Origin of the sequence: Carnobacterium gallinarum DSM 4847 (genome assembly GCF_000744375.1) — a bacterium.
GTDB classification, from domain to species: Bacteria; Bacillota; Bacilli; order Lactobacillales; family Carnobacteriaceae; genus Carnobacterium; species Carnobacterium gallinarum.
On sequence record NZ_JQLU01000005.1, the window covers coordinates 29,419 to 52,561 of the forward strand.

Genomic DNA, 23,143 nt, shown 5'->3' on the forward strand with positions numbered 1-23,143 from the left:
CTCATTTTCTATATCTATTATAACAAATGAAAAACTGATTCGATAGATAAAAAACAGTTTATATTTTTCTCTGCTTCATTAATAAAAAAAGAGCATGAAATAAAACTAACATTCTGTTTTATTTTACTCCCTATAGTTGTATCAATACTTTATATTATTCTCTTTTAATATCTATAGCAAAAATTTTTAGACTCGGTTTACTTTATTAATTTAGTCATTTCAGTTACAAATAAGTCATAATTTTTACTATAAGCCTTGTCCCCATCATAAGCACTTAAATCTTGTTTTTCAAGCACAGACTTTTTCAAATTATCAACATCTTCTCTAAAATTTTCTGCTGTTTCCGATGAATAATCTTTAGAGTAATACTTTGATTGGCGATAGTATTTTCTCAACTCTTTGTCTTTAATTTCATCTTCTGTATCGGCAAAATATTCATCATAACGAACATCTGTAATCGTATCATCTTCCTTAATAATAATTAATCGAGCAAATAATCCATCTTTTAGATTTTTCGTAATTCCATAATATTTTTGTTTAGAGGAAGTTTTTATCGTATCTGCTAATTCACTAGCTACTGGTAAAAATCCTTCGTTTGCACTATTTGAAGAACCTTTAATTGTAGAAAATTCTCCATCTAAACGATTTTCATTCATCATTTGTGATTCTAAGTAAGTCATTGTATTAACAATTGTTACCAGTGTTACGTCAGTTCTAGGTTTAGTCGCTTGGAAAAATGCATATCCCGATAAACGTTTGTTCTTACCCGCCCAATCCCCATCATAATAATCTCCAGGTCCAATTTCATCAAATTCGACTAATGCTACTTTATCATTATCAGTTACAACATCAACAATCGCAGTGTATCCTTCATTAAAAACGATTTCATTATGATAGTAATCTCCAACAATCTCGCCGACTACTGGTCTACCAGACCAAAACATTTTTGCATCTTTTTCTTTTTGATCTAAAGGCGCTTTACTTTCATCTACTTCCACTTCTTTCGTTGCACCTGTTACGACATCATACTCGTAAGTATGTCCATTAATTGTGATTGCAGTCTTCTCTTCCTGGCTTTCCACCATAGAACTTGACTCAGTAATCGATTCTTTTATTTCAGTTTTCTTTTGTTCAGATGTACACGCAACCAATAACATTGTAACAACGGATACTACCCCTAATAAAATAATTATTTTTCTTGTTTTCATTCTCCATCTCCTTTTTATTACTGTAGTTATTATACTGATTTAGTATAATATAACAGATTAACTAAGTCAATCTTATTTGTGATTTATTGAACAAATAATTTTATATCCCATAAATTATACCAAATTAATTTTAAATAAAATCCAGTATCAAGTGTTCTATACCTCACTTGATACTCGTTCAAATTTGAGTAAAAAATACTGGAAATAATACATGGTTTTCACTCTCAGATAGAATTCATTGCTGGTTGGAATAACGAACTTATATAGAATTTCTTTTTCAATTTCATGTTTAACGAGCTTAATAAAAAATGAATCGACTAGTCAGCAAGGATACAGCATCAACTAGTCGATTCATTAACTTTTATTTGGATAAATCATTTCAGTAATTTCGCTAATCTGCTGATCGAATTTATCTGTGACTAAGGTTACTTCCTTCAAATCAAATGCCTTAATTGTTGATAGTTTATGAAATTTAGAACTGTCACAAAGTAAATAAGACTTCTGTGAATTGTTAATGATTGTTTGTTTCTTATTGGCTTCAACTAAATCGGGTGTGCTCACGCCTTTTACTATATCGATCCCATTTGCGCCCAAAAAGGCTTTATCGAAATTAAAATAGTGAATGTTGTTATCTGATAAGGTTCCATTCAATGAAGAGGTTGCAGGATTATAACGACCACCTAACACAATAATTTCTGCTTGAATAGTACTAGTAATCCCAAAAACACTCGCATTTGTAGTGACAATACTGATTTTTTTATTGATTATTTTATTAAGCAAAGTCGTACAAGTAGAGCCTGAATCTAAATAGATAACATCTCCATCATTTATTCTAGTTGCTGCTAGTTCGGCAATGGCTTCCTTTTCTTTAGAGCATAATGTCCTTTTAGCAGATATTGGCAGCTCCACGGTGGCAGAAGTTATCTTTACTGCTCCTCCTGTCAGCATAACAACTTTGCCAAGCTTTTCTAGTTCCTTTAAATCCCTTCTTAACGTTGATATCGAAACACTTGGAATCAATTCCTGTAGTGTTTCGATTTTTAGCAACTCCACTTTACTAAGCTCATTTAATATTTTTTCCTGTCTAACATAAGGAATCATAAATTACCTCCGTATTTACATTACTACCTATTATTTTACCATTTTTTTAGTTTGATTGTCAGTTAAAAAAAGAAAAGCCCATACTAGACTTTTCTTTCCTAACAGTTTTATGCAAGCTTTTCATCTTTTTTCGTAAAAATATACGCTAGAATTGCTGATATTGCCATTGAAATCAACAACCCCACCATTGCATTAATAAAGTTGGCGTTGTCTTTTTCAACAAATGCAGGAAATGTTGTGACACTACCGAACACAAAGGCATTCGTAACAACTTTAGTTAGTCCCATATAAGCTCCACCAACAGCTCCTCCAATTATTTGGGCAAGAAACAATTTCCTATTCTTAACTAATAAACCAAATAGAGTGGCTTCAATAATTGCCGATAATGCTACCGTAATCAATCCAGTTAATGCAAAACTGCGTAATTTTTTATCCTGAGCTTTGAAATAAATACCAATAGTTGTCCCAATAACAGCAAAATTACAGGCAAATGTAAAGGGGACAATATAATCAAAACCATGAGTTGAAATATTATTAATCATAATCGGGTTAATGGCCCAGTGTATTCCAAGACTCACTAGCACACTCCAACCTCCACCAATTACTACACCTGTTAAAATACTGCTTCGTCCAATTAACCAACTGACTACATTTGCAACTGCTTCACCACTGTACACACCAATCGGACCAATTACAATAACTGTCAAAGGAATCATAATCAATAATGAAATTAACGGAATAATGACTAGTTTTAAAGTTTCTGGAACTTTTTTATCAAGGAATTTGTATAAGTAAGAAAAAGCCCAGATTGAGAGAATAATGGGAACTACGGTTGAATTATAATTCATCAATACAACTGGAATTCCAAAGAATTCTGTTGTTGTCCCATTTCCAGCATTTCCCATTAAGTCAATAAAAAACGGATGGATGAGAGAAGCCCCTATCAATGCTGAAATATATGGGCTTGCACCAAATCTTCTGGCTGAAGTGAACGCTAACAAAACTGGTAAGAAATAAAAAACACTCATTGAAGCCACAAATAAAATTGAATAAGTTCCACTATTTTCTGTGATAAGTCCCATTTGGACACTTAAAATTAATAAGCCTCGTAAAATTCCTGAGCCTGCTAATGCTGGTAATAACGGAGCAAAAATAGCTGACACAGCTGAAAAGATATTGCTCATAACGCTACCAGAATTTTCATTAGTTATTTGCTGAATCGTAGTAGTTGTATCCCCTTTCACTAATACTTCAAATTCATCATACAGCTTAGGAACCTCCGTACCAATCAATAATTGATATTGACCAGCCTTATCTAAAACATTAATCACACCATCGATCGCTTCTACATCCTGATCATCTGCCATAGAAGAATCTCTCAAATTAAGTCTTAAACGAGTCGCACAATGAGACATATTCGCAACATTCTTAACTCCCCCAACATGTTCTAGAATTTCTTTTGCCATTTGTTTATAATCCATCTTTTTCTCCGCCTCCTATATATTGATTATAGTAGTAGAAACCTTAGCTTAGCCTAAGATTTCTACTATTAATTCACTTACCTTTGTCCCCTTATTTTGTGCAATAATTTCACCAATCTTTTTCATACCAATCTGATCAATCCTTGAATCAATTTTTTTAATCATCTTCAAGTTAGCTTCACACTCTGCTACAGGATCTTCAATGATTGGAAAAGTATCAAAATAAATAGCATACTCATAATTGTGTAATTTTGTATAATATAAAAATTCAAATGTTTTTACTAAACTACTTGTACCAATCATTAAGCCATCATCATTTAATCCATAACCATCATTTAAATGAACACCAAACAATTTCTGACGACTTCCTAAAATAGCCGCTCCATAAGCTGGATTTTCATGTTTCATTAACATATGACAATAATCTAAAGTAATTCCAACATTTTCACGATCAATCTCATTCATCATAGTCATTGTAATTCCAAGGCTATCTAGAAATGCATATGCCCGAGGTTGGAATGGCTTATATTCAATACTTAGCTTAATATCTGAGCCATAATCTGCAATCTCAATCAGACATTCTTTAATTTGATTCCAAACCTTCACGTAATCAATTTGAAATGAATAATCAAAGCCATCAAATCCTAACCAAATGGTGACAACCTCCCCATTAATCTCACGACAATAATCAATCGCTTCCTTACAAAGTTGAACAGCCTCTTTAGAAATGGCTAGATTACTATTGCCTAACTCACCATTAATAAAATCATTCCGAAATCTTAATGCAACGCCATTCGCCTTCAATTGATGCTTTTTTAAGAGGTCTTTCATATCCGTTCCAGAATATTGACTAACATGTTCTGGATAATTCAAATCAACATGACTTAAACCAATTCGATTGAACTCACTAAAAACTTTCTCTAACTCTTGATTGAATTTTGGTAAAAATGAATTAATTCGTGTTGCTACTTTCATTTATATCTTCCTCCTTGATTTCTTGATGGTTTCATCATATCACCATATTTATTCATTTACAACCATTTATTTCCATTTTATTCCAAATTATATCAACAACAACAATTTTTTCTTTTTATAAATCAGCTAAAAATATCCTATTCTCTCGCTTACATAGCTATTATAATAAGGATTATTTAACAAGATGACCTTTCATATTTTTTCATTTTTTATCAAAAAAATCCGTTTCAGCAAAAAAAATAGATAAGAAAATTTAATTTCTCACCTATTTAATAGAGATCTATGTTATTTAGTTTATTTTAATCGTAAAATTTTCAACTCTTTTTCTTTAATAAATTACATCTAAACAGTTAGATAAATCAGTCTTTCTCCAACATCATAAAAATTAAGTTAAGCTTTAATTATTTTACTATATTGATGCTGTGATACAATCTCACTAAAACCATTGTCTATCAAGCTTTGAGTTGTAGCGTTATCTGCCACTAAATTACTTCCTCGCCATTTTATTGGATTATAAAGCTGTTGCAGTGAACTTAAAACACTTTCTATTTGTATACTTGGTTGTTGAAGTTCTAATTGATGAATAATTACAGAATCTCCTTGACTACTAAAAACACCATAACCAACTAAAGTTGTGTCTTGATAAATTCCCAGACAATCATATCCATGAATTGACTTATTTTGCCACAAACTCTCTCTATTTTCACTGATACCAATCGTTTCTAGACCCACTACTTTTTTTAGCTGAAACTCTATTTCTCGACTGTAAATTGTAGTAGAATCTAGTACAACTACTTTCTGTATTGATGAGAAACCAAACTTTTTATAAATAGAAATAGCTCGTTCGTTTCCATCAATTGCCTCAAGATACAAGATATCCGTTTTTCGTTCTTTAGCACTACGCTCAAATTCTCTTAACAATTTGATTGCAACTTGCTGATTCCGGAATGCTGGATCAACAGCCATACCACCTAGCCAAGCAATCTTTTTATTCGCAAACGTACCTTCAGCATGGAGATAAATCCCTGCAGCCTGATTCTCAATAAAAAATATTTTTGAAAGTTCTTGAGAAATTGATAAACTAGCTAGTCGATTGTCTAATTGAACTTCTGTCATATTAATTGGTACTAAATAATCTGAAAAACCATTATTCCAAACTCTGGTTCTCTCGTTTGGTGAAACATCTCTATAACGCTTGAACACATCATCATTCCTTTCCATTAATCATTCTCTAAAAAAACATACCGTATTCTCCAACTATAGTCAATTAGTTCCTTTGAAAATAATTCACTTCTCTATTTCCACTGATTATATCAACTACATCTTAGCTGACGGTCAAAAAAGAACTCAATTTAACTATGAAATTGAGTTCGCTCTTGTTATTTATTTTTATGGGCTAAGTCAAAAATGAGTTGATACATTTTATTTCCTCCAGATAAATTATACACATCCTTAAAACCTTTGTTCAACAATAAATTCTGAGCTGCATTTCCGGTTACGCCCTTGTTGCAATAGGTAATAGTCAGTATATTCTTATCCAATTCAGACTGTTTCTCACGTAATTCTGCTAATGGAATATGGATGGCACCCTCAACTTTTGATTTTTCATATTGCTTTTTAGAGCGTGTGTCAATAATTTGAAGTCTTTCTCCATTCCCTTGTCTTTCAATTAATTCAGTTGGTGTCATTAAAGGTCTTCCCATATTAATCGCGTTATCTAATGCCATCCCCGTATACAAAATGGGATCTTTTGTCGTTGCAAATGGTGGTGCATAGGCTAAATCTAAATGGAATAAATCTTCTGCAACTCCACCAAATGAAATTGCGGTTGCTAAAACATCAATTCGTTTATCGACTCCTTGTTTGCCAATAATTTGCGCACCTAGAATTCTTCCTGTCTTTTTATCAGCTAGTGCTTTAATAATTAATTCTTGCCCACCAAGATAATCTGCATGATTGGGCTTGATATTATAGAGAATGCCTGTTTCGATTTCAGCTATTAAAGCGTCCGCTTCAGTTAATCCAGTGTGGGCAATTGTCAGATCAAAAACTCGAACAATACCTGTTCCTAAAATACCACGATGTTCTAAGGTCCCTCCTGTAACTACATCACCAGCAATTCTCCCCATTTTATTCGCAGTTGATCCAAGTGGACGATACATCGGCTTATTAGTAATCAGAGAATAACTTTCTGCAACATCACCAACTGCATATATATGTGGAACTGACGTCTGCATTTTTTTATTCACTTCAATAGCTCCAGATGCTCCTACTTTGATTTGTGCTGACTGGGCTAAGGATGTATTTGGTATCACACCGGCTGCTAAAATGACTAAATCAGCAACAAAAGATTGTCCATTATTTGTTATTAATTCAGTCACATAGCCATTTTGACTAACCGCTTGACTAATTGTTGTATTTAATAAAACATGAATCTGATTTTTTTCAAGTTCTTGCTGCACTCGATATGCCATATCAGAATCCAACTGTTTCAATACCTGATGATTACGTTGAACAATTGTGACTTCTATTCCTATACGAGCTAACTGCTCCGCCATTTCTAATCCAATAAACCCCGCTCCAATAATCATTGCTGTTTTTGGTTTTTCATGCTTAATAAATTCATGAATCCTCACTGCATCTTGAATTCGTCGAACTTGAAATATATTTTTAGTCAATTGATGTTCTAAAAATGCTTCTGGCACAATTGGCTTTGCTCCTGTTGCTAGAATTAATTCATCATACGCATCTAATTTCTTCTCACCTGTTTGAAGGTTCTCCACTTCAATTGTTTGATTTTCAGCATTAATTTTTGTTACTCGATGTTGAGTGAAAATATCTACATTATAGCGCTTCTTAAACCATGCAGCATTTCGTGGCGTCAGCTGATCCAATTCAACAACTTCTTCTCCAATATAATAAGGAATACCACAAATTGAATAAGAAATATCCTGATCCTGATCATAAATTCTAATTTCTGCCTCTTCAGTATTACGTCTTGCTTTAGCGGCGACACTTGTCCCAGCAGCTACCGATCCAATAATGACAATCTTCATAAAAAAACTCCTTTTTTATCTAATTTCCAGTATTATTTCTGCTAGCAGAAACTTAATTTTCTTCAAAACTAAAACTTATTTAATTAATTTGATAACTCCTTTTTTTCAAACCAGCTAGTTGTACCATTCGCTACTTTAACTAATAATAACATAACTGGTACTTCAACTAAGACACCAACAACCGTTGCCAAGGTTGCACCAGATTGTAAACCAAACAATGATATTGATACAGCAACTGACAATTCAAAAAAGTTACTAGCCCCTACCATCCCAGCTGGAGCAGCAATTGAATGAGGTAATTTCCAAAAATATGCCCAACTATAGGCAATCGCAAAAATGAGGAATGTTTGAATAGTTAGTGGAATCGCAATCAATAGGATATGCAGTGGATTATTTAAAATCCGTTCTCCTTGAAAAGAAAAGATAATAACCAAAGTCAACAGTAAACCAATAATCGTAATTCGATCAAATTTTTTCAAAAAAACTGTTTCAAAATAAACTAATCCCTTATTTTTTACAATCAATGTTCGTGTAATAACACCCAATAATAACGGAATCACTACAAATAACAGCGTTGATAGAATTAATGTATCAATCGGAACAATCACATCGCTGACTCCTAATAACAAAGCCACAATTGGCGCATATAACACTAATATAATTAAATCATTAATCGCAACTTGCACCAAAGTATAGGCTGGATCGCCTTTAGTTAAATAACTCCAAACAAAAACCATCGCAGTACAAGGAGCTGCACCTAATAAAACAGCACCAGCAACATACTCTTTTGCTAAATCATAGGGAATAAGCCCTTTAAATACTACGAAAAAGAAAAAAGTAGAAATAGCATACATTGTAAATGGTTTAATCACCCAGTTAACAGTACATGTCACAATTAACCCTTTAGGCTTTTTAGCAGCACTTACAATACTTGTAAAATCTATCTTCAACATCATTGGATAAATCATTAACCAGATTAAAATAGCTGTTGGAATCGATACTTGATAGTAATCAAATTTCCCTAAAACAGTTGGAATAATAGGTACAAATTTTCCAATTAAAACACCTAGCATCATACATAATATAACCCATAATGTTAAATATTTTTCAAAAATACTTAAACCTTTATTTTGTTCGTTTTCCATTAGTGTCTTCCTCCATTTTTTAATTCTAGAAATCTATATACTATATAGAAAAACTTCTATCTATTAACTAAGACTATTCAACTATTTCATAGAATACTTGAACAAATTCTAAAAATAGTTGATCCTAGTTTTCAACTTTATGACAAATACAGGCTTTTGAATTTTGAACCAAGTTTGGAATAATCTCTGAAAGGGAGATCATATTTTGCTCATTTAATGAATAATAGTGCCATGTACCTGATTTTCTTGTTTGAACAATTCCAGCATTGATAAGCACTTTCATATGATGTGATAGTGTCGGCTGAGTAAAATCAAAATGTTCTAATAAATCACAGGCACAAAGTTCACCACACGATAACATATCAATAATTTGAACTCTTTTAGAATCACCTAGTGCTTTAAATAGTTTGGCTGTTCTTTCATAATCCATTATTCTCTCTCCTTTACAAAACATAGATAATCATCTATGTAAAATATAGATGATTATCTATGTTTTGTCAACAGTTCTTGTAAAAGGAGAAGAACCGGTATCATAAAAGAACGACTACAATAACTACCACAATAGACACAGTTGTGGGGGACTTGAACCCACGATCCGCAGATTAAGAGTCACTAGAGGTATGCTTGTTGTGTATCAAACCGTTTGTTTACGTGGATTTTTTCATATAGTTGTCTATTCTCCATAGTATTTCAACCATTTTATGCAATTTTTCTGCAACAAAAATTCATGATTAAATAACTAAAAAAATATTATTAATTCCTCTTGTTGTTAATCGTTATTATCTCATCTTTACATGATTTGTAGGAATAGAATTCACACCCGCAAATTAAAAAACATCGGAACTAACATTTTTATGGGATAATTCCTACATCTATAGTTTTTATTTGCATAGCTTTAAATTATATTCTATTCAGTTTTAGGCAATACATTTTAATAAAATATTATTTCAAACAAAAAAATCACGAAAAACTATAAAGCAGATGTTTTATATAGTTCCATTTTATGAATAAATTAACGACAAACTATATTTATTCAACATTTCTTTAAAATAACTAACAGTTAATGTTTCCGAATTCAATTTCATGTAAGATAATTGCTCCAAGTTAATATTAATACCTGAATTTTGATGCTATAATAAATAATTTTCAAAAAATTTACATATTTGGTTTCTCTCTAATTTTTTTAAACTTTTTAATTCTAGATAATAGTCATAAACATTGCTATATTCCTTTTCTAGATTAAATATAACTTTATTATCATGTACTTCAGCAATTGACCAATTTTTTCTCTAGTAATTTTATTAAATAATCTTTTTTCCTTGTCTTCATTTAAACTTAATTCTAATTCAAAATTTTTTATATTTATTAATATTTCTTTAACCAAAAAAGGATATTCAAGTATTTTTTTAATTTCTGATAGCTTATAATTCAAAGATTTAAGAAATAAAATTTCATTCATTTCTTTTTCAATTAATTCAATTACAAAATATCTTATCCCATTTTTTCTTGTACCTACAGTTATTAATCCAACGTATCAATAATACCTTATAGCTCTTATTGATACGTTGAATTTATTTGCTACATCTGTAATTGAATACAAAATCATCCCCCTTTTATAATATTATTCAAAATGTATTATAATATATTACTTATAGTAATCATCTATATATATTTAAATTTGTTGACAGTTACTTAACGTAATAGAGTAGTATTAGTTTTGGATATTTTATTATTCAGAAAGGAGGATACTTTTAGCATGAAAGGTAGTAAAAAAAATAATCTATATAAAAAGGAGAATGGAAAATGAAGAACAAAAATATTAAAAAAAATATTAAACAGCTTTCAAAAAAATTATTTATATCTGGAGTCATAGCTACAACATTATCCCCCTGCATATTTCCTGTTGTAAATGTTTATGCTTTTAATAGTAGCATTCCTAGTCCCCCTATAGCTTACAAGAATAATTGGTCCTCTAAAATATTAATGGAAAGAGAACAAACATCTGACTCATATATTTTTAAAGTCGATTATAGATGGGAAAACAATTCCGATATAGGAATTGGTGATTATATTGATTATCCCAAAATTGATGGGTACGAACCCGAAGATACAAATGGACAATGGAAAGAATTTTGGGATTCGAACGCAAACGGAACTGGTCAAGTCCTTTATGGATATTATTATGGAGATTCTAAAAATAATATCTATAGATATTTAGTTGGCACAGAATCGTATGAAAATAGTAATCCAGGATGGTCATATTGGCAAACAGCATTTTCAAAATCTGAAACACCTAAAGAAGTTACGGTTCCGTTCGTTCCGGTTGATCCTGATAACAACCCTATTCCAGGGTACACTATTCCTAGCGTTCCAGGTAAACCCGGTGATACAGTTACACCTAACTTGCCTACTATTCCAGGATACGTAACGCCTACTCCTCCGTCTGTTATTGTTCCAGATGTACCTGGAGAACCTATTAAGGTTGTTTATACTCCTGAAACACCTAAAGACGTTACGGTTCCATTCGTTCCGGTTGATCCTGATAACAACCCTATTCCAGGATACACTATTCCTAGTGTTCCAGGTAAACCCGGTGATACAGTTACACCTGACTTGCCTACTATTCCAGGATACGTAACGCCTACTCCTCCATCTGTTATTGTTCCAGATGTACCTGGAGAACCTATTAATGTTGTTTATACTCCTGAAACACCTAAAGACGTTACGGTTCCGTTCGTTCCGGTTGATCCTGATAATAATCCTATTCCAGGGTACACTATTCCTAGCGTTCCAGGTAAACCCGGTGATACAGTTACACCTAACTTGCCTACTATTCCAGGATACGTAACGCCTACTCCTCCATCTGTTACTGTTCCAGATGTACCTGGAGAACCTATTAAAGTTGTTTATGTTCCTGAAACACCTAAAGAAGTTACAGTTCCATTCGTTCCGGTTGATCCTGATAACAACCCTATTCCAGGATACACTATTCCTAGCGTTCCAGGTAAACCCGGTGATACAGTTACACCTAACTTGCCTACTATTCCAGGATACGTAACGCCTACTCCTCCATCTGTTATTGTTCCAGATGTACCCGGAGAACCTATTAAAGTTGTTTATACTCCTGAAACACCTAAAGAAGTTACGGTTCCGTTCGTTCCGGTTGATCCTGATAACAACCCTATTCCAGGATACACTATTCCTAGTGTTCCAGGTAAACCTGGTGATACAGTTACACCTGACTTGCCTACTATTCCAGGATACGTAACGCCTACTCCTCCATCTGTTATTGTTCCAGATGTACCTGGAGAACCTATTAAAGTTGTTTATACTCCTGAAACACCTAAAGAAGTTACGGTTCCATTTGTTCCGGTTGATCCTGATAACAACCCTATTCCAGGGTACACTATTCCTAGTGTTCCAGGTAAACCCGGTGATACAGTTACACCTAACTTGCCTACTATTCCAGGATACGTAACGCCTACTCCTCCATCTGTTATTGTTCCAGATGTACCCGGAGAACCTATTAAAGTTGTTTATACTCCTGAAACACCTAAAGAAGTTACGGTTCCGTTCGTTCCGGTTGATCCTGATAACAACCCTATTCCAGGATACACTATTCCTAGTGTTCCAGGTAAACCTGGTGATACAGTTACACCTGACTTGCCTACTATTCCAGGATACGTAACGCCTACTCCTCCATCTGTTATTGTTCCAGATGTACCTGGAGAACCTATTAAAGTTGTTTATACTCCTGAAACACCTAAAGAAGTTACGGTTCCATTTGTTCCGGTTGATCCTGATAACAACCCTATTCCAGGGTACACTATTCCTAGTGTTCCAGGTAAACCCGGTGATACAGTTACACCTAACTTGCCTACTATTCCAGGATACGTAACGCCTACTCCTCCATCTGTTACTGTTCCAGATGTACCTGGAGAACCTATTAAAGTTGTTTATACTCCTGAAACACCTAAAGAAGTTACGGTTACGGTTCCGTTCGTTCCTGTTGATCCTGATAACAACCCTATTCCAGGATACACTATTCCTAGCGTTCCAGGTAAACCTGGTGATACAGTTACACCTAACTTGCCTACTATTCCAGGATACGTAACGCCTACTCCTCCGTCTGTTACTGTTCCAGATGTACCTGGAGAACCTATTAAAGTTGTTTATGTTCCTGAAACACCTAAAGACGTTACGGTTCCATTTGTTCCGGTTGATCCTGATAACAACCCTATTCCAGGGTACACTATTCCTAGTGTTCCAGGTAAACCCGGTGATACAGTTACACCTAACTTGCCTACTATTCCAGGATACGTAACTACTCCTCCGTCTGTTACTGTTCCAGACGTACCTGGAGAACCTATTAAAGTTGTTTATACTCCTGAAACACCTAAAGAAGTTAAAGATAAAATATTTCCACAAACTGGAGAAAATAATAAAATAACCAATGAGATAACAGTAATTGGTTTAATTAGTATTTTATTAGGGCTACTGGGAATAAAGCTAAAATATAAAAAACTCAATAAATAAAGAAAGTGCCTCAATGAAATGAAGTGATACCCAATAGTTATAACATAACTCGACCAAAGAAATTTGGTCGGGTTTTTATGCGGTTATCCGTTCGCGATATTGAATGGAACTGCAACCTATTCTCAGTAATTTTTTTATTATAGCTTAATGATTCATCCTATTTTTCACCTAAAGTACTTATGTTATCAGCTGTGACACCATCTTTTAATGTATCATTTTTATAATTCCATCAATAATAAAAATTAAAGAAAGGTATGTTGGATATAATAAAAAAACTAAGACTGCATTCATTACAAGAAAAATCACCATAAGTAATTAAACATTCCACTATTTATAATTATTTGCAGGGATGAAAACTAAAAAATGTACCCTTTTTAGTTTCTGCAACAAAATACCTCTAAAATGGATCTTTATAAGTAAGTAATTATTTTTTCACTTACTGTTTTAAAATTTGGTTTCATTTTCAACTCTTTTTATTCTTCTTAATATAATAATCTCTTAGTCATAACTATTCGTCCTATCTTCTTTTTTATCATTATATACAAAAATACCCTATAGTATGGACTTTTTTCAAAGGGTCTATCTTATAGGGTACATTTTAGTAAGTGAATTAAGCTTTCTTTTTTATTTAGATAAACGTTTTTCTGCTACTCGCATATGATCTTCATAGTTATCCACTTTGTGAACTAAGTAGTCAAGTGCCGCTTGCATTTCATTAATTTTTTCTTGCATCAATTCAGCTTGTTCTGTTAAAAGGATTTTACGTGCAGGCACTGTGGCATCATCGTTTTCGTAAATCATTGATAAATATTCACGTAAAATTTCCACACCCATCCCTGCTTTACGCATGATTTTGGCAAATTTCAATTGATTCAGACTACGTTCATCAAAATCACGTAATCCATTTGCTCGGCGTGGTACTGGCAGTATAATACCAATCCGCTCATAGTAACGAATAGTGTCATTCGTTAATTCTGTTATTTCTGCTGCTTCTTTTATGTTCAATTGATTCACCTCGTACTTTATTTCTTTTCTTCTATTATACATCAATCTCTTATTTTTCATGTTTTTAAACTGTTTTTTTACTTGCCCGACCTAATCCTAAAATCATCACCGCTACTACTAGACTTGCTAATAAAGTAAAGCCAGCCATCATTTTAAATTGTACATGGAAGTTACTTGTTGTTGCGACAATAATTGATAAACCAATCGGTCCACCAATTTGGTGCATCATGTTTGTTACACCGCTTGCAATTCCAGCTAGTTCTTGAGGAGCTTCATGAATACCAGCTGATGTCACTGGAGCTAAGATCATCCCTTGACCAAAACCAATCACTATCATCGGTAAGGCAACAGCTAACCAATAGCCATTTGAAAAATCACTTAGACCTGTCCAAGCTAAGCCGACTAATAATATGACTTCCCCAATCATTAATAACTGATCATTCCCCAATTTATTAGCCCAACGTGGCAACTGCAACGCCACCATAAAGTTCACTAACGTTAATGGTAAGAAACCTATACCTGCTTCAAATGGTGAAAATCCGTACTGACTTTGCATCACTTGTGGCATATAAAACCAATAAGGTAACATACTCATCATAAAGAGTAACCGAGCCACATAAGCGCCAGATCGAATGTTATTTTTGACTAATTCTAAGGGTAACAATGGGTAATCAATTCTTGTTTGACGAAAAATAAAGAGTCCTAAAATAACGATACTGCCTAAAATTAACCAAACATTCGTTGATGTTAGTCCGTAAATCAATGCCACTAAACCAATGACTGATAGCAAACAGCCTAAGTAGTCAATTTTAAGTTTAATAACTGGACTGTCTTTCACATGACGTAAAGTTAATAGGATTAAAATAACAGCAATAGGTACATTGATTAAAAAACCTGCTCGCCATGAAATCCAACTTGTTAATCCGCCACCTATTAATAAACCTAAACTAGAACCAATCCCTGCTGTGGCACCATAATATGAAATGGCTTTTTTACGCATCTCGCCTTCGTAGGCATCCATCATTAAAGCTAGGGTTGTAGGGGCAATTATTGAACTACCAATCCCTTGAATCCCCCGCATAATAATCAACATTGTACCACTAGGAGCAATGCCAATCATTAAAGAACTTAAACAAAAGATTGTTAAGCCTATGATGAAAATACGTTTACGGCCTAATAAATCTGATAGACGACCACTTAGTAGTAAAAAGCCACCAAAGGTTAAGGTATAGGCATTTGATACCCATGATAAAGCTGTATCAGAGAGCCGTAAACTTTCACCAATCTGAATCGAGCTTGTAAAGACAATGGAATTATCCATTAAAATTAAAAAATAGGCTAATAAGGTAATGGGTAAAATCATCCCAAATGTTTCTTTTTTCATTATATACTTGCACTTCCATTCTATTATTTGCCTTTAGTAAAATGACTTTACTCATAGACATGACTCCAGATACTTTATCATAATAATCTCATAAACCATTCCATTCTTTCTGGATTATCATGGTCAAAGAAGGCAGATTCTTGCTTGTCTAAGTCCGCAATAGTTGCCAAGTCTTCCGTTGTTAATTCAAAATCAAATATATCAATATTTTTAGCCATTCGTTCTGGTCTCACTGATTTTGCAAGTGCCACAATACCACGTTGCGTCAACCATCTTAAAACGACTTGACCAACTGATTTACCCTATTGTGCACCTATTTTTGATAATGTTTCATTTTTAAATAAGTCTAATCGGCCTTCAGCAAAAGATGCCCGGGCTTCCATTTGAATGTCTAATTTTTCATGATAAGTTCCATCAATTAAACGTTGATGCCATAGGTTCACTTCTATTTGATTGACTTGAACTTTAGCCACACCATTCCTATGAGAGAATGCCATTAATTTTCCAGCATCAAAGTTAGATACATCAATGGTACGAATTTTGCCAGCGGATTGCACAGCAGCTAAAGCACGCCACGCCCCATAAACATCCCATATAGTTGGTGATTCAGGACTAAATCTAGATAATCTAGCTTCATTCTCTCTAATGCTTCCTCAATTGCTTTTGTCGCCTTTTCTTCCCCAACATGTTGAATGAACAATTTTGTTGTAACAAATAACTCTTCTCGTGTCACTAATCCTTCACTAATCGCTCTTTGGATTGCTTCTCCAGTTTCGACTTCGTTGCCATAGGCAATCGCTGTATCGAATATACGATAATCTACTTTAATTGCTTGATAAACTGCCTCTGCAGTTTCTTCTAAAGGGATTTGGTACACGCCAAAACCTAGTTTCGGCATTTTTATTCCGTTATTTAATGTAACTGTATTCATTTCAATTGCTCCCTTTTCATTTGATATACTAAGTAAAACACTTGGAGTGCGCTCACAGTCAAGGGTTAAATTGTATTATTTTAATATTTGTTTTTTTTTCAGTTTTAAGCTACTATTACTATACGTATTTTAGATAACACATAAGGAGAAAAAACGATGACACCTATTATCACACCTTGCACGATTAATGACTTAGAAACATTACAAAAGATTAGCATTGAAACTTTTATCGATACTTTCGCTGCATATAACGATCCAAAAGACTTACAAGATTTTTTAGATACCGCTTATGCTCTGCTACAATTAACGAGTGAATTAAATAATCCAAATACATTCTTTTACTTTGTCCATGTTAAGGATGAGTTAGCTGGTTATTTAAAATTAAATAGTAACGACGCACAGACTGAAGATGACTTTCAAAATGGCTTAGAAATCCAACGCATTTACATTCGTAAAAATCATAAAAAAATGGGATTAGGTCAACTTCTATTCGAAAAATCTAAAAAAGTTGCCAAAGAATTAAATAAAGACCAACTTTGGTTAGGGGTTTGGGAACATAATAAACCTGCCCTAGCCTTTTATGAAAAACAGGGCTTAGCAAAACATAGCCAACATGATTTTATTTTAGGCGATGACGTCCAAACCGATTTCATTTTCGTTCTAGACTTATAATAAAAAACTATTTTCCATCACTGGAAAATAGTTTTTTTAATTTAAACTTATTGACTTGCCGGATGAATAATCATTTCATTTATTGCTGTATCTACTGGCATGTCCATGGCAAAAGCAACGCTCTCCGCAATTCGTTCAACTGGAATCGCCACTTCGTCATAAATGGCTTCCATTACGGTAATCCAGCAGCCATTCCATATAAGACACCTTTACCTATCACATTAATCATTTTAATCATTTGGTCCCATTTAGCGACCTTTTTCTTATTGTAAGTTGAACGAGGTATTAGACCAGCATGGTTAATCCATACATCAATACGACAAGAAACAACAATGGCTGCTGAAGCTAAGGCTTCCACTTCTTCCAACTTAATCACATCTGCCTGTTGAATGGTTACTTGACCTTCTGCTTTTTCACTATCTTTATCAATCTCTTCTAAACGGTTCAGTTTTTACTGCATAACGGTACCAGACTGCACCTTCCTCATTCGCTTCAACGTTTAATAAATCAAATGCGATAGGATGATCTTCTGTTAGTGCTTCTTTCACTTCAAATAACGTTTGTGTATCCGTAGAACCATCGGCAACTGGTGCCATAACAACACTTAGCTCATCGCATAATCCTTGTTGCAATAATGACCAGTTTAACACACCACCGCCACCTAGCATCAGCGTCTCAATACTAAACTTTTCTTTTAATCTGGTTAACGTTTCAGACATATTAATCTCTGTTTCACCAACTACTATATATGAAATCCCCAATTGTCTTAAATGCGCTTTATAAGCTTCTGAGACTTTATTTGTCAGGACTTCAATAATGTGAGCTGTGGTATTTTTATACGTAATCGTATTTTCCACCCAACCTAAATGGCCTGAACCATCGATTGAAACATAGTATTTATCTGCTTGATGTTCAGCCATAAAATCCCCAGCTGGAACTGGTTGACTTGGTTCAGCTAATTTTAATTTTCGGTGTTGCGTAAAATTATCTTCTGAAGTCCTTCGACCTGATAACCATCCTTGGTGCTGATAATATCCCGTATCAGTAAAAGCTAAGTCATAAAAAAACTCACTGGCTTTTTTACCTTCTGGTGTACTCATGTAATTTCCCATGATTTTGCCATCTAAAGATGTTAACATGTGACAAAAAACAAATGGTCTTGTCATATCAATCACCCGTCTTTCTAATTTGATATTCTTAGTATACTACTTAGAGTTAACTCTAAGTCAAATAGAAAGGAAGATTATTTTTTATTTCGGTCAAAAGATTCTACGGCATCTTCTGCAACAACTATAGGAAACTTTTGGAGACGTTTATTTTAAAAATGAATAAAAAAAGAACACCAACATAGGAAATATGCTAGTGTTCTAAGTATACCGGCGGCCGGGGTCGAACCGGCACGCCCTTGCGGGCACAGGATTTTGAGCTTGGCTAGGGTAAAATCGGTTCGCTTTGGTTAGCGTTAATTAACACCTTTTAAGCCTTGGTATATATGAGTTTTAAAGTAGTTTTGTGCGTAGTTACTAGCTTTGTGAAATAGGGCTAATTTGCACGTTTTCTGGATATTCGCGGGACATTGGGTAGACATTTTTTATAAAAATAAATTGACAGTTAGTTCATATCCTCCTATATTTATTGACTGATATATTTTTTTATTCATGATTAAGCATTCATCAAAAGCCCTTGTTGTCTTGTTGCCAAGAAAAGATTTCATAGCAAGGAAAGCAAAGGAACTAAGATTCTATATTTAAACTATTTATCTATATATTTTTTCAAGGTTACTATTTATATCATTCAAAAAATTTTTAATCCAACGTAGTAATTCATTCTTATTTAAGGGGCTATCTTCTTTATTCTTATATATGTTGTTTTTACGTAAATGATATGCTGATAAATATTCATGATGGACATTGCCTAATTCATCTCTCAAAAACTGAGATATTTCTATTCTATTAATTTGATAGTCAGCCCTAATATCCAAGATATTTTTCCCAATAGTTAATGAAGCTCCCCCATATTTACCGTCTGAATTACCAATTACTTCATTGTCTGGATTAGGATTAACGAGTTTATTTTGATTTCCAAAGTTTACTATATACTCTGTAATCCATTTCATTTCATTTCGTAAAATTTTATATTCATCTTTTTCAGCGGTAATCTCTTTTATTAATTGAGAGAATTCATCCGGTATATTATCTAATTCTCTATTTATCGTATCTGTTTGAATTGAAATTAATTTATCCGACTTTTCAATGACTTCTCTTCTGGAATTATCTAATTTTTCTCTCAAATCAAATATCTCTTTCTGAGCACTTTCTAAATCATCTAGAACTGTTCCTCTAATCCAACCAAGCATTCTATCTTTATTTTTCTTTATAATATCATTTAGTTGAAAGGACACTTCGCCTTTGATTTGCTGACTATTGGACACAAATGCTACTATTTCATTTTCAAAAATATCTTTTCTAAATTTGTCAAACTTTGGATTAGATAATTCTGATTCTATAGCACCGTATTTAGCATTGATGTATGTATCATCTAATGCGATAACAAAATGGGGGATGTTAAACTCTTTAGCAAGATTAAACTCCCATTCCGTATAGCTCATATCCCCTTTAGATCTTAAAGAACCATATCTAGCTCCTAATAGTAATATATAGATATCCGAATCAGTAAGCCACTCTTTTATTATTTCATCTTGAGATCTCCCACCTTTAAATACTTCCATTCCAGCTGGGATATGATCAGCTTTTAAAATTGCTTGAACTATTTCTTGCCTTTCAGATTCTAGATCTTTGAACGTAGACGAAATAAATACTTGAAATTTCTTTTCCATTATTAGCACCTCGTATAGTTAATATATAAAGTATACCATTCTAGTAAAATAAAGGCATTCACTAAAAACGAATTAAAAACTCTAAGTGAAAAAGAAAACATTTCTGGTGTAAAGTGAAGACTCTCAAAAAAGACACTAAATAAAAATTGCCTCAACTCAAGACACACTGATGTTTACAGACAGGAGAAAACTAAAAATGAATAAAACACACCTCAAAGTAACGACTCTGATTGGGTTACTAACCATCATCGTTGCTTTTTTTATTGCCCCAATAACAAGTTTTGCAGCTACCGTAAACTACGATAAAATCGCTGATTATGTTTCCACTTGGCATGTAAAATCATTAGGTGGCTTACATTGGACCGATGACGGCATATATATGATTAAAGCCGATAACCAACCTGCTTTCTGTATTGACCACGGAACACTTTTAAACGGTGGCTCTGGGTTTAATCCTTCTGAACTGACCATTCCTGAAAAGGAAGCATTATCTTTAATTGCTTATTACGGCTACCAAATGAACCCCACTACTGAAAATTACGGGATTACTCAAAATATCATTTGGGAAACATTAGGTGATGAATTACTCACAACAAACTTACCTGATTATGATAGTAGAAAAACTGAAATTATGAATCAAGTTACCAGTCATCAAACAAAGCCCTCTTTTAACGATAACTCCATTACGCTTAATGTTGGAGAATCTATTACTTTAACTGACAATAACAATGTCTTAGAAAAATACACCAATCAAGTAGCCAACACGGCTAACTTAACAGTTGATAAAAATGGAAACACCTTAAAATTAACTGCTACAGATGCCTCCAAAGAAACAGGTACCCTTCAATATTCCATTGCCAAAGATGATTCTGTTGGACAAAGTTTTGTCTATGCTAAACCCGGTGAACAGAATATTGCCACATTCAAACTAGCAGATGCGGGCTCATTTAATCTAGATATCAAAGTCAATCTAAATGGAAATATCCAAGCTAAGAAAGTGGATGCTGATACTGGGAAACCTTTGGCGAATGCTAAGTTAAAATTTGAATACAGTGGCTTAACTAAAGTCTACGATACTGGAAAAGATGGATTAGCTACGATTACAGATATTAAAGCAGGTACCGAAGTCAAAATCACCGAAATAACTGCTCCAAATGGTTATGTAAATGCTGGTGAGTTAAAAACCGTTATCGTTAAACCAAATCAAACCATTGAAGTTGTACTCAATAATCAAGCACAATTAGGAACTGCTCACCTTTCTAAAACAGGTCAAGTTCCCATTGATGCCACTAAAACTGGCTCTGATTTTGGCGACTTGTATTCTTTTGTTTACGACTACAAACCTCTAGCTGATGTCACCTATGATATTAAAGCTACCGAAAATATCCTTACTCCCGATGGCACAGTCCGAGTGAAAAAAGGAGAAACTGCAGCCACCGTTACGACCAATGAAAATGGCGAATGGCTATCTCCAAATCTATTTCTAGGTAAATATGAAGCCATTGAAACCAAAGCTCCTAATGGCTATATTCTCAATTCTACACCAATTCCTTTTGAACTAACCTATGCCGGGCAAGATATTCCTCTAACCTCTACTTCCCTTCCTACTGCCACAAATGATTTTCAAAAAATTAAACTACAAGTCTTTAAGAATCAAGAATCATTAATTGATTGGAAAGATAATCAACCTGTTCTTGAAACAATTAAAGGAAACAACAAAATATTTGGACTATTCATACGAGATGAGTATAAGTTGTCTGAAACGGTGAAGATTCCTAAAGATAGCTTGCTAGGTTTGTCTACTGTTAAAGATGGAATTGCTAGCTTTGATTTGAAAATTCCTAATGGCAAATACTACCTAAAAGAACTTGATTCTGGAATCATTCATGAACCAAGTGATAAAGAATATGACTTTGAATTTAAAGCAATGGATAATAGCGAAATCTTCCCCATTGATGTTTATCAAAATATCATTGCACAAGGAAAACAAACACTAACTAAAATAGTGAAAACACCTATTTTGAACAAACTTCATCTTAATAAATTTACAATCAAAAAGCTCAATGAAACAGCTACCTTAAAAGAAAAAGATGGCTATCAATTTGCATTTGATGGTTCTGGGAAAGAGGCTACATTTACCCTTGAAGATGAAAATAAGACCGTCATTCAGACTGTTAAAATTGATGAGCATTCATTAGGAACTTTTGAAAATATCCCAGTTGGCACCTATTATTTGAAAGAAAAAGCAACTTCCTCTGATGACTTTATTTTGAATACAGAAACAATCAGAATTGAATCTACTTTGGAGGACATTAAAGCCTATGATGAAAAAGATAAGTTGTTAGGTGAATCTTCTGCAACAAACAAAGAACCTACAATTTTATTTGAACTAAATAATCAGTTGAAAAAAGGAACAGCCGAATTAACTAAGAAAGATATTTCTACAGGTGAATTATTGCCAAATACTGGAATTCAAATTTTGGATAAAGATAAAAAGATTATTGTTGAAGGTAAAACAAATCATTCAGGTATTTTCACTTTTAAACAATTGCCTAAAGGAACTTATTATTTCCAAGAATATCAAGCACCTCAAGGATATGAATTAAATGAAACACCAATTCAATTTGAAATTAAAGAAGATGGTCAAATTGTAAAATCTGAAATGACAAATCAAAAAGTTGCCGTTCCCAAAGAAGTCGCTAGTTTTCCACAAACTGGTGAATCTAAAACTACTCTTCTATCGATTCTAGGGATGTTACTGATTGGACTTGTGTTAGCTGTCACATTTTATTACCGAAAGAAAAAAAGCTAAA

Annotated in this window: 18 protein-coding genes and 1 pseudogene; 3 read left to right on the forward strand and 16 right to left on the reverse strand. The window is 33.5% G+C overall.

Features of this window, described 5'->3' with window-relative positions; translation table 11 throughout:
- Positions 1–197 precede the first annotated feature (197 nt).
- The 9 genes from BR43_RS05040 to BR43_RS20140 all read right to left on the reverse strand — a co-directional run bounded on the left by BR43_RS05040 (position 198) and on the right by BR43_RS20140 (position 10,425).
- On the reverse strand, positions 198–1,208 hold the full coding sequence (locus BR43_RS05040) for a hypothetical protein (protein WP_034560064.1): 1,011 nt from the start codon (positions 1,206–1,208) through the stop codon (positions 198–200).
- Between the two features lie 354 nt (positions 1,209–1,562).
- Positions 1,563–2,309, reverse strand: a complete 747-nt coding sequence (locus tag BR43_RS05045) for a DeoR/GlpR family DNA-binding transcription regulator (protein ID WP_034560065.1) — start codon at positions 2,307–2,309, stop codon at positions 1,563–1,565.
- Between the two features lie 107 nt (positions 2,310–2,416).
- A complete protein-coding gene (locus BR43_RS05050) occupies positions 2,417–3,790 on the reverse strand; it encodes a PTS transporter subunit EIIC (RefSeq protein ID WP_034560066.1) in 1,374 nt (457 codons plus the stop codon).
- 48 nt (positions 3,791–3,838) lie between these two features.
- The gene (locus BR43_RS05055; RefSeq protein WP_034560067.1) at positions 3,839–4,765 is read right to left on the reverse strand and encodes a sugar phosphate isomerase/epimerase family protein; all 927 of its coding nucleotides are present in this window, start codon (positions 4,763–4,765) and stop codon (positions 3,839–3,841) included.
- A 390-nt stretch (positions 4,766–5,155) separates the two neighbouring features.
- Positions 5,156–5,986: a GNAT family N-acetyltransferase gene (locus BR43_RS05060; RefSeq protein ID WP_034560068.1), complete on the reverse strand. Its 831-nt coding sequence runs from the start codon at positions 5,984–5,986 to the stop codon at positions 5,156–5,158.
- Between the two features lie 158 nt (positions 5,987–6,144).
- Entirely contained in the window at positions 6,145–7,821 is a 1,677-nt protein-coding gene (locus tag BR43_RS05065; RefSeq protein WP_034560069.1) for an FAD-dependent oxidoreductase, read from the reverse strand.
- Between the two features lie 83 nt (positions 7,822–7,904).
- Positions 7,905–8,966, reverse strand: coding sequence for an ACR3 family arsenite efflux transporter (gene arsB, locus BR43_RS05070; protein WP_034560070.1), 1,062 nt, complete (start codon positions 8,964–8,966; stop codon positions 7,905–7,907).
- Between the two features lie 124 nt (positions 8,967–9,090).
- Entirely contained in the window at positions 9,091–9,396 is a 306-nt protein-coding gene (locus BR43_RS05075; RefSeq protein WP_034560071.1) for an ArsR/SmtB family transcription factor, read from the reverse strand.
- 804 nt (positions 9,397–10,200) lie between these two features.
- Positions 10,201–10,425: a hypothetical protein gene (locus BR43_RS20140; RefSeq protein WP_034560072.1), complete on the reverse strand. Its 225-nt coding sequence runs from the start codon at positions 10,423–10,425 to the stop codon at positions 10,201–10,203.
- Between the two features lie 524 nt (positions 10,426–10,949).
- Here BR43_RS20140 and BR43_RS05085 point away from each other — a divergent pair.
- Positions 10,950–13,502 carry a DUF5978 domain-containing protein gene (locus BR43_RS05085; protein ID WP_169741023.1) on the forward strand — a complete coding sequence of 851 codons (2,553 nt, stop codon included), beginning with the start codon at positions 10,950–10,952 and terminating at the stop codon, positions 13,500–13,502.
- A 624-nt stretch (positions 13,503–14,126) separates the two neighbouring features.
- On the opposite strand, the gene BR43_RS05090 is transcribed toward BR43_RS05085, so the two are convergent.
- From BR43_RS05090 to BR43_RS05100, 3 genes and pseudogenes are all read right to left on the reverse strand, one after another.
- Positions 14,127–14,507 carry a MerR family transcriptional regulator gene (locus BR43_RS05090; protein WP_034560074.1) on the reverse strand — a complete coding sequence of 127 codons (381 nt, stop codon included), beginning with the start codon at positions 14,505–14,507 and terminating at the stop codon, positions 14,127–14,129.
- Positions 14,508–14,571: 64 nt separating this feature from the next.
- Complete coding sequence (locus BR43_RS05095) at positions 14,572–15,891, reverse strand: MFS transporter (protein WP_034560075.1); 1,320 nt, start codon at positions 15,889–15,891, stop codon at positions 14,572–14,574.
- A gap of 77 nt (positions 15,892–15,968) precedes the next feature.
- Positions 15,969–16,822, reverse strand: a pseudogene (locus BR43_RS05100) (aldo/keto reductase).
- A 156-nt stretch (positions 16,823–16,978) separates the two neighbouring features.
- Here BR43_RS05100 and BR43_RS05105 point away from each other — a divergent pair.
- Positions 16,979–17,494: a GNAT family N-acetyltransferase gene (locus tag BR43_RS05105; RefSeq protein ID WP_034560076.1), complete on the forward strand. Its 516-nt coding sequence runs from the start codon at positions 16,979–16,981 to the stop codon at positions 17,492–17,494.
- A 47-nt stretch (positions 17,495–17,541) separates the two neighbouring features.
- On the opposite strand, the gene BR43_RS20580 is transcribed toward BR43_RS05105, so the two are convergent.
- The 4 genes from BR43_RS20580 to BR43_RS18975 all read right to left on the reverse strand — a co-directional run bounded on the left by BR43_RS20580 (position 17,542) and on the right by BR43_RS18975 (position 20,330).
- Complete coding sequence (locus tag BR43_RS20580) at positions 17,542–17,667, reverse strand: hypothetical protein (RefSeq protein WP_281173952.1); 126 nt, start codon at positions 17,665–17,667, stop codon at positions 17,542–17,544.
- Positions 17,667–17,942, reverse strand: coding sequence for an SDR family NAD(P)-dependent oxidoreductase (locus tag BR43_RS05110; RefSeq protein ID WP_084679766.1), 276 nt, complete (start codon positions 17,940–17,942; stop codon positions 17,667–17,669). Before BR43_RS05110 ends, BR43_RS20580 begins: the two co-directional genes overlap by 1 nt.
- Positions 17,920–18,660: a dihydrofolate reductase family protein gene (locus BR43_RS05115; protein WP_034560077.1), complete on the reverse strand. Its 741-nt coding sequence runs from the start codon at positions 18,658–18,660 to the stop codon at positions 17,920–17,922. The genes BR43_RS05110 and BR43_RS05115 overlap by 23 nt, the downstream gene beginning before the upstream one ends.
- A 590-nt stretch (positions 18,661–19,250) precedes the next feature.
- Entirely contained in the window at positions 19,251–20,330 is a 1,080-nt protein-coding gene (locus tag BR43_RS18975; protein ID WP_051933819.1) for a DUF4062 domain-containing protein, read from the reverse strand.
- 196 nt (positions 20,331–20,526) lie between these two features.
- Here BR43_RS18975 and BR43_RS05125 point away from each other — a divergent pair, with 196 nt between their 5' ends.
- Positions 20,527–23,142 carry a SpaA isopeptide-forming pilin-related protein gene (locus BR43_RS05125; protein WP_034560078.1) on the forward strand — a complete coding sequence of 872 codons (2,616 nt, stop codon included), beginning with the start codon at positions 20,527–20,529 and terminating at the stop codon, positions 23,140–23,142.
- Position 23,143: the final 1 nt, after the last annotated feature.

Coding starts and splice junctions, on each gene's coding strand:
- BR43_RS05040 (WP_034560064.1), bottom strand. CDS start 1,208: ATGAAAACAAGAAAAATAATTATTTTATTAGGGGTAGTATCCGTTGTT.
- BR43_RS05045 (WP_034560065.1), bottom strand. CDS start 2,309: ATGATTCCTTATGTTAGACAGGAAAAAATATTAAATGAGCTTAGTAAA.
- BR43_RS05050 (WP_034560066.1), bottom strand. CDS start 3,790: ATGGATTATAAACAAATGGCAAAAGAAATTCTAGAACATGTTGGGGGA.
- BR43_RS05055 (WP_034560067.1), bottom strand. CDS start 4,765: ATGAAAGTAGCAACACGAATTAATTCATTTTTACCAAAATTCAATCAA.
- BR43_RS05060 (WP_034560068.1), bottom strand. CDS start 5,986: ATGGAAAGGAATGATGATGTGTTCAAGCGTTATAGAGATGTTTCACCA.
- BR43_RS05065 (WP_034560069.1), bottom strand. CDS start 7,821: ATGAAGATTGTCATTATTGGATCGGTAGCTGCTGGGACAAGTGTCGCC.
- arsB (WP_034560070.1), bottom strand. CDS start 8,966: ATGGAAAACGAACAAAATAAAGGTTTAAGTATTTTTGAAAAATATTTA.
- BR43_RS05075 (WP_034560071.1), bottom strand. CDS start 9,396: ATGGATTATGAAAGAACAGCCAAACTATTTAAAGCACTAGGTGATTCT.
- BR43_RS20140 (WP_034560072.1), bottom strand. CDS start 10,425: ATGAATGAAATTTTATTTCTTAAATCTTTGAATTATAAGCTATCAGAA.
- BR43_RS05085 (WP_169741023.1), top strand. CDS start 10,950: ATGGAAAGAGAACAAACATCTGACTCATATATTTTTAAAGTCGATTAT.
- BR43_RS05095 (WP_034560075.1), bottom strand. CDS start 15,891: ATGAAAAAAGAAACATTTGGGATGATTTTACCCATTACCTTATTAGCC.
- BR43_RS05105 (WP_034560076.1), top strand. CDS start 16,979: ATGACACCTATTATCACACCTTGCACGATTAATGACTTAGAAACATTA.
- BR43_RS20580 (WP_281173952.1), bottom strand. CDS start 17,667: ATGGAAGCCATTTATGACGAAGTGGCGATTCCAGTTGAACGAATTGCG.
- BR43_RS05115 (WP_034560077.1), bottom strand. CDS start 18,660: ATGACAAGACCATTTGTTTTTTGTCACATGTTAACATCTTTAGATGGC.
- BR43_RS18975 (WP_051933819.1), bottom strand. CDS start 20,330: ATGGAAAAGAAATTTCAAGTATTTATTTCGTCTACGTTCAAAGATCTA.
- BR43_RS05125 (WP_034560078.1), top strand. CDS start 20,527: ATGAATAAAACACACCTCAAAGTAACGACTCTGATTGGGTTACTAACC.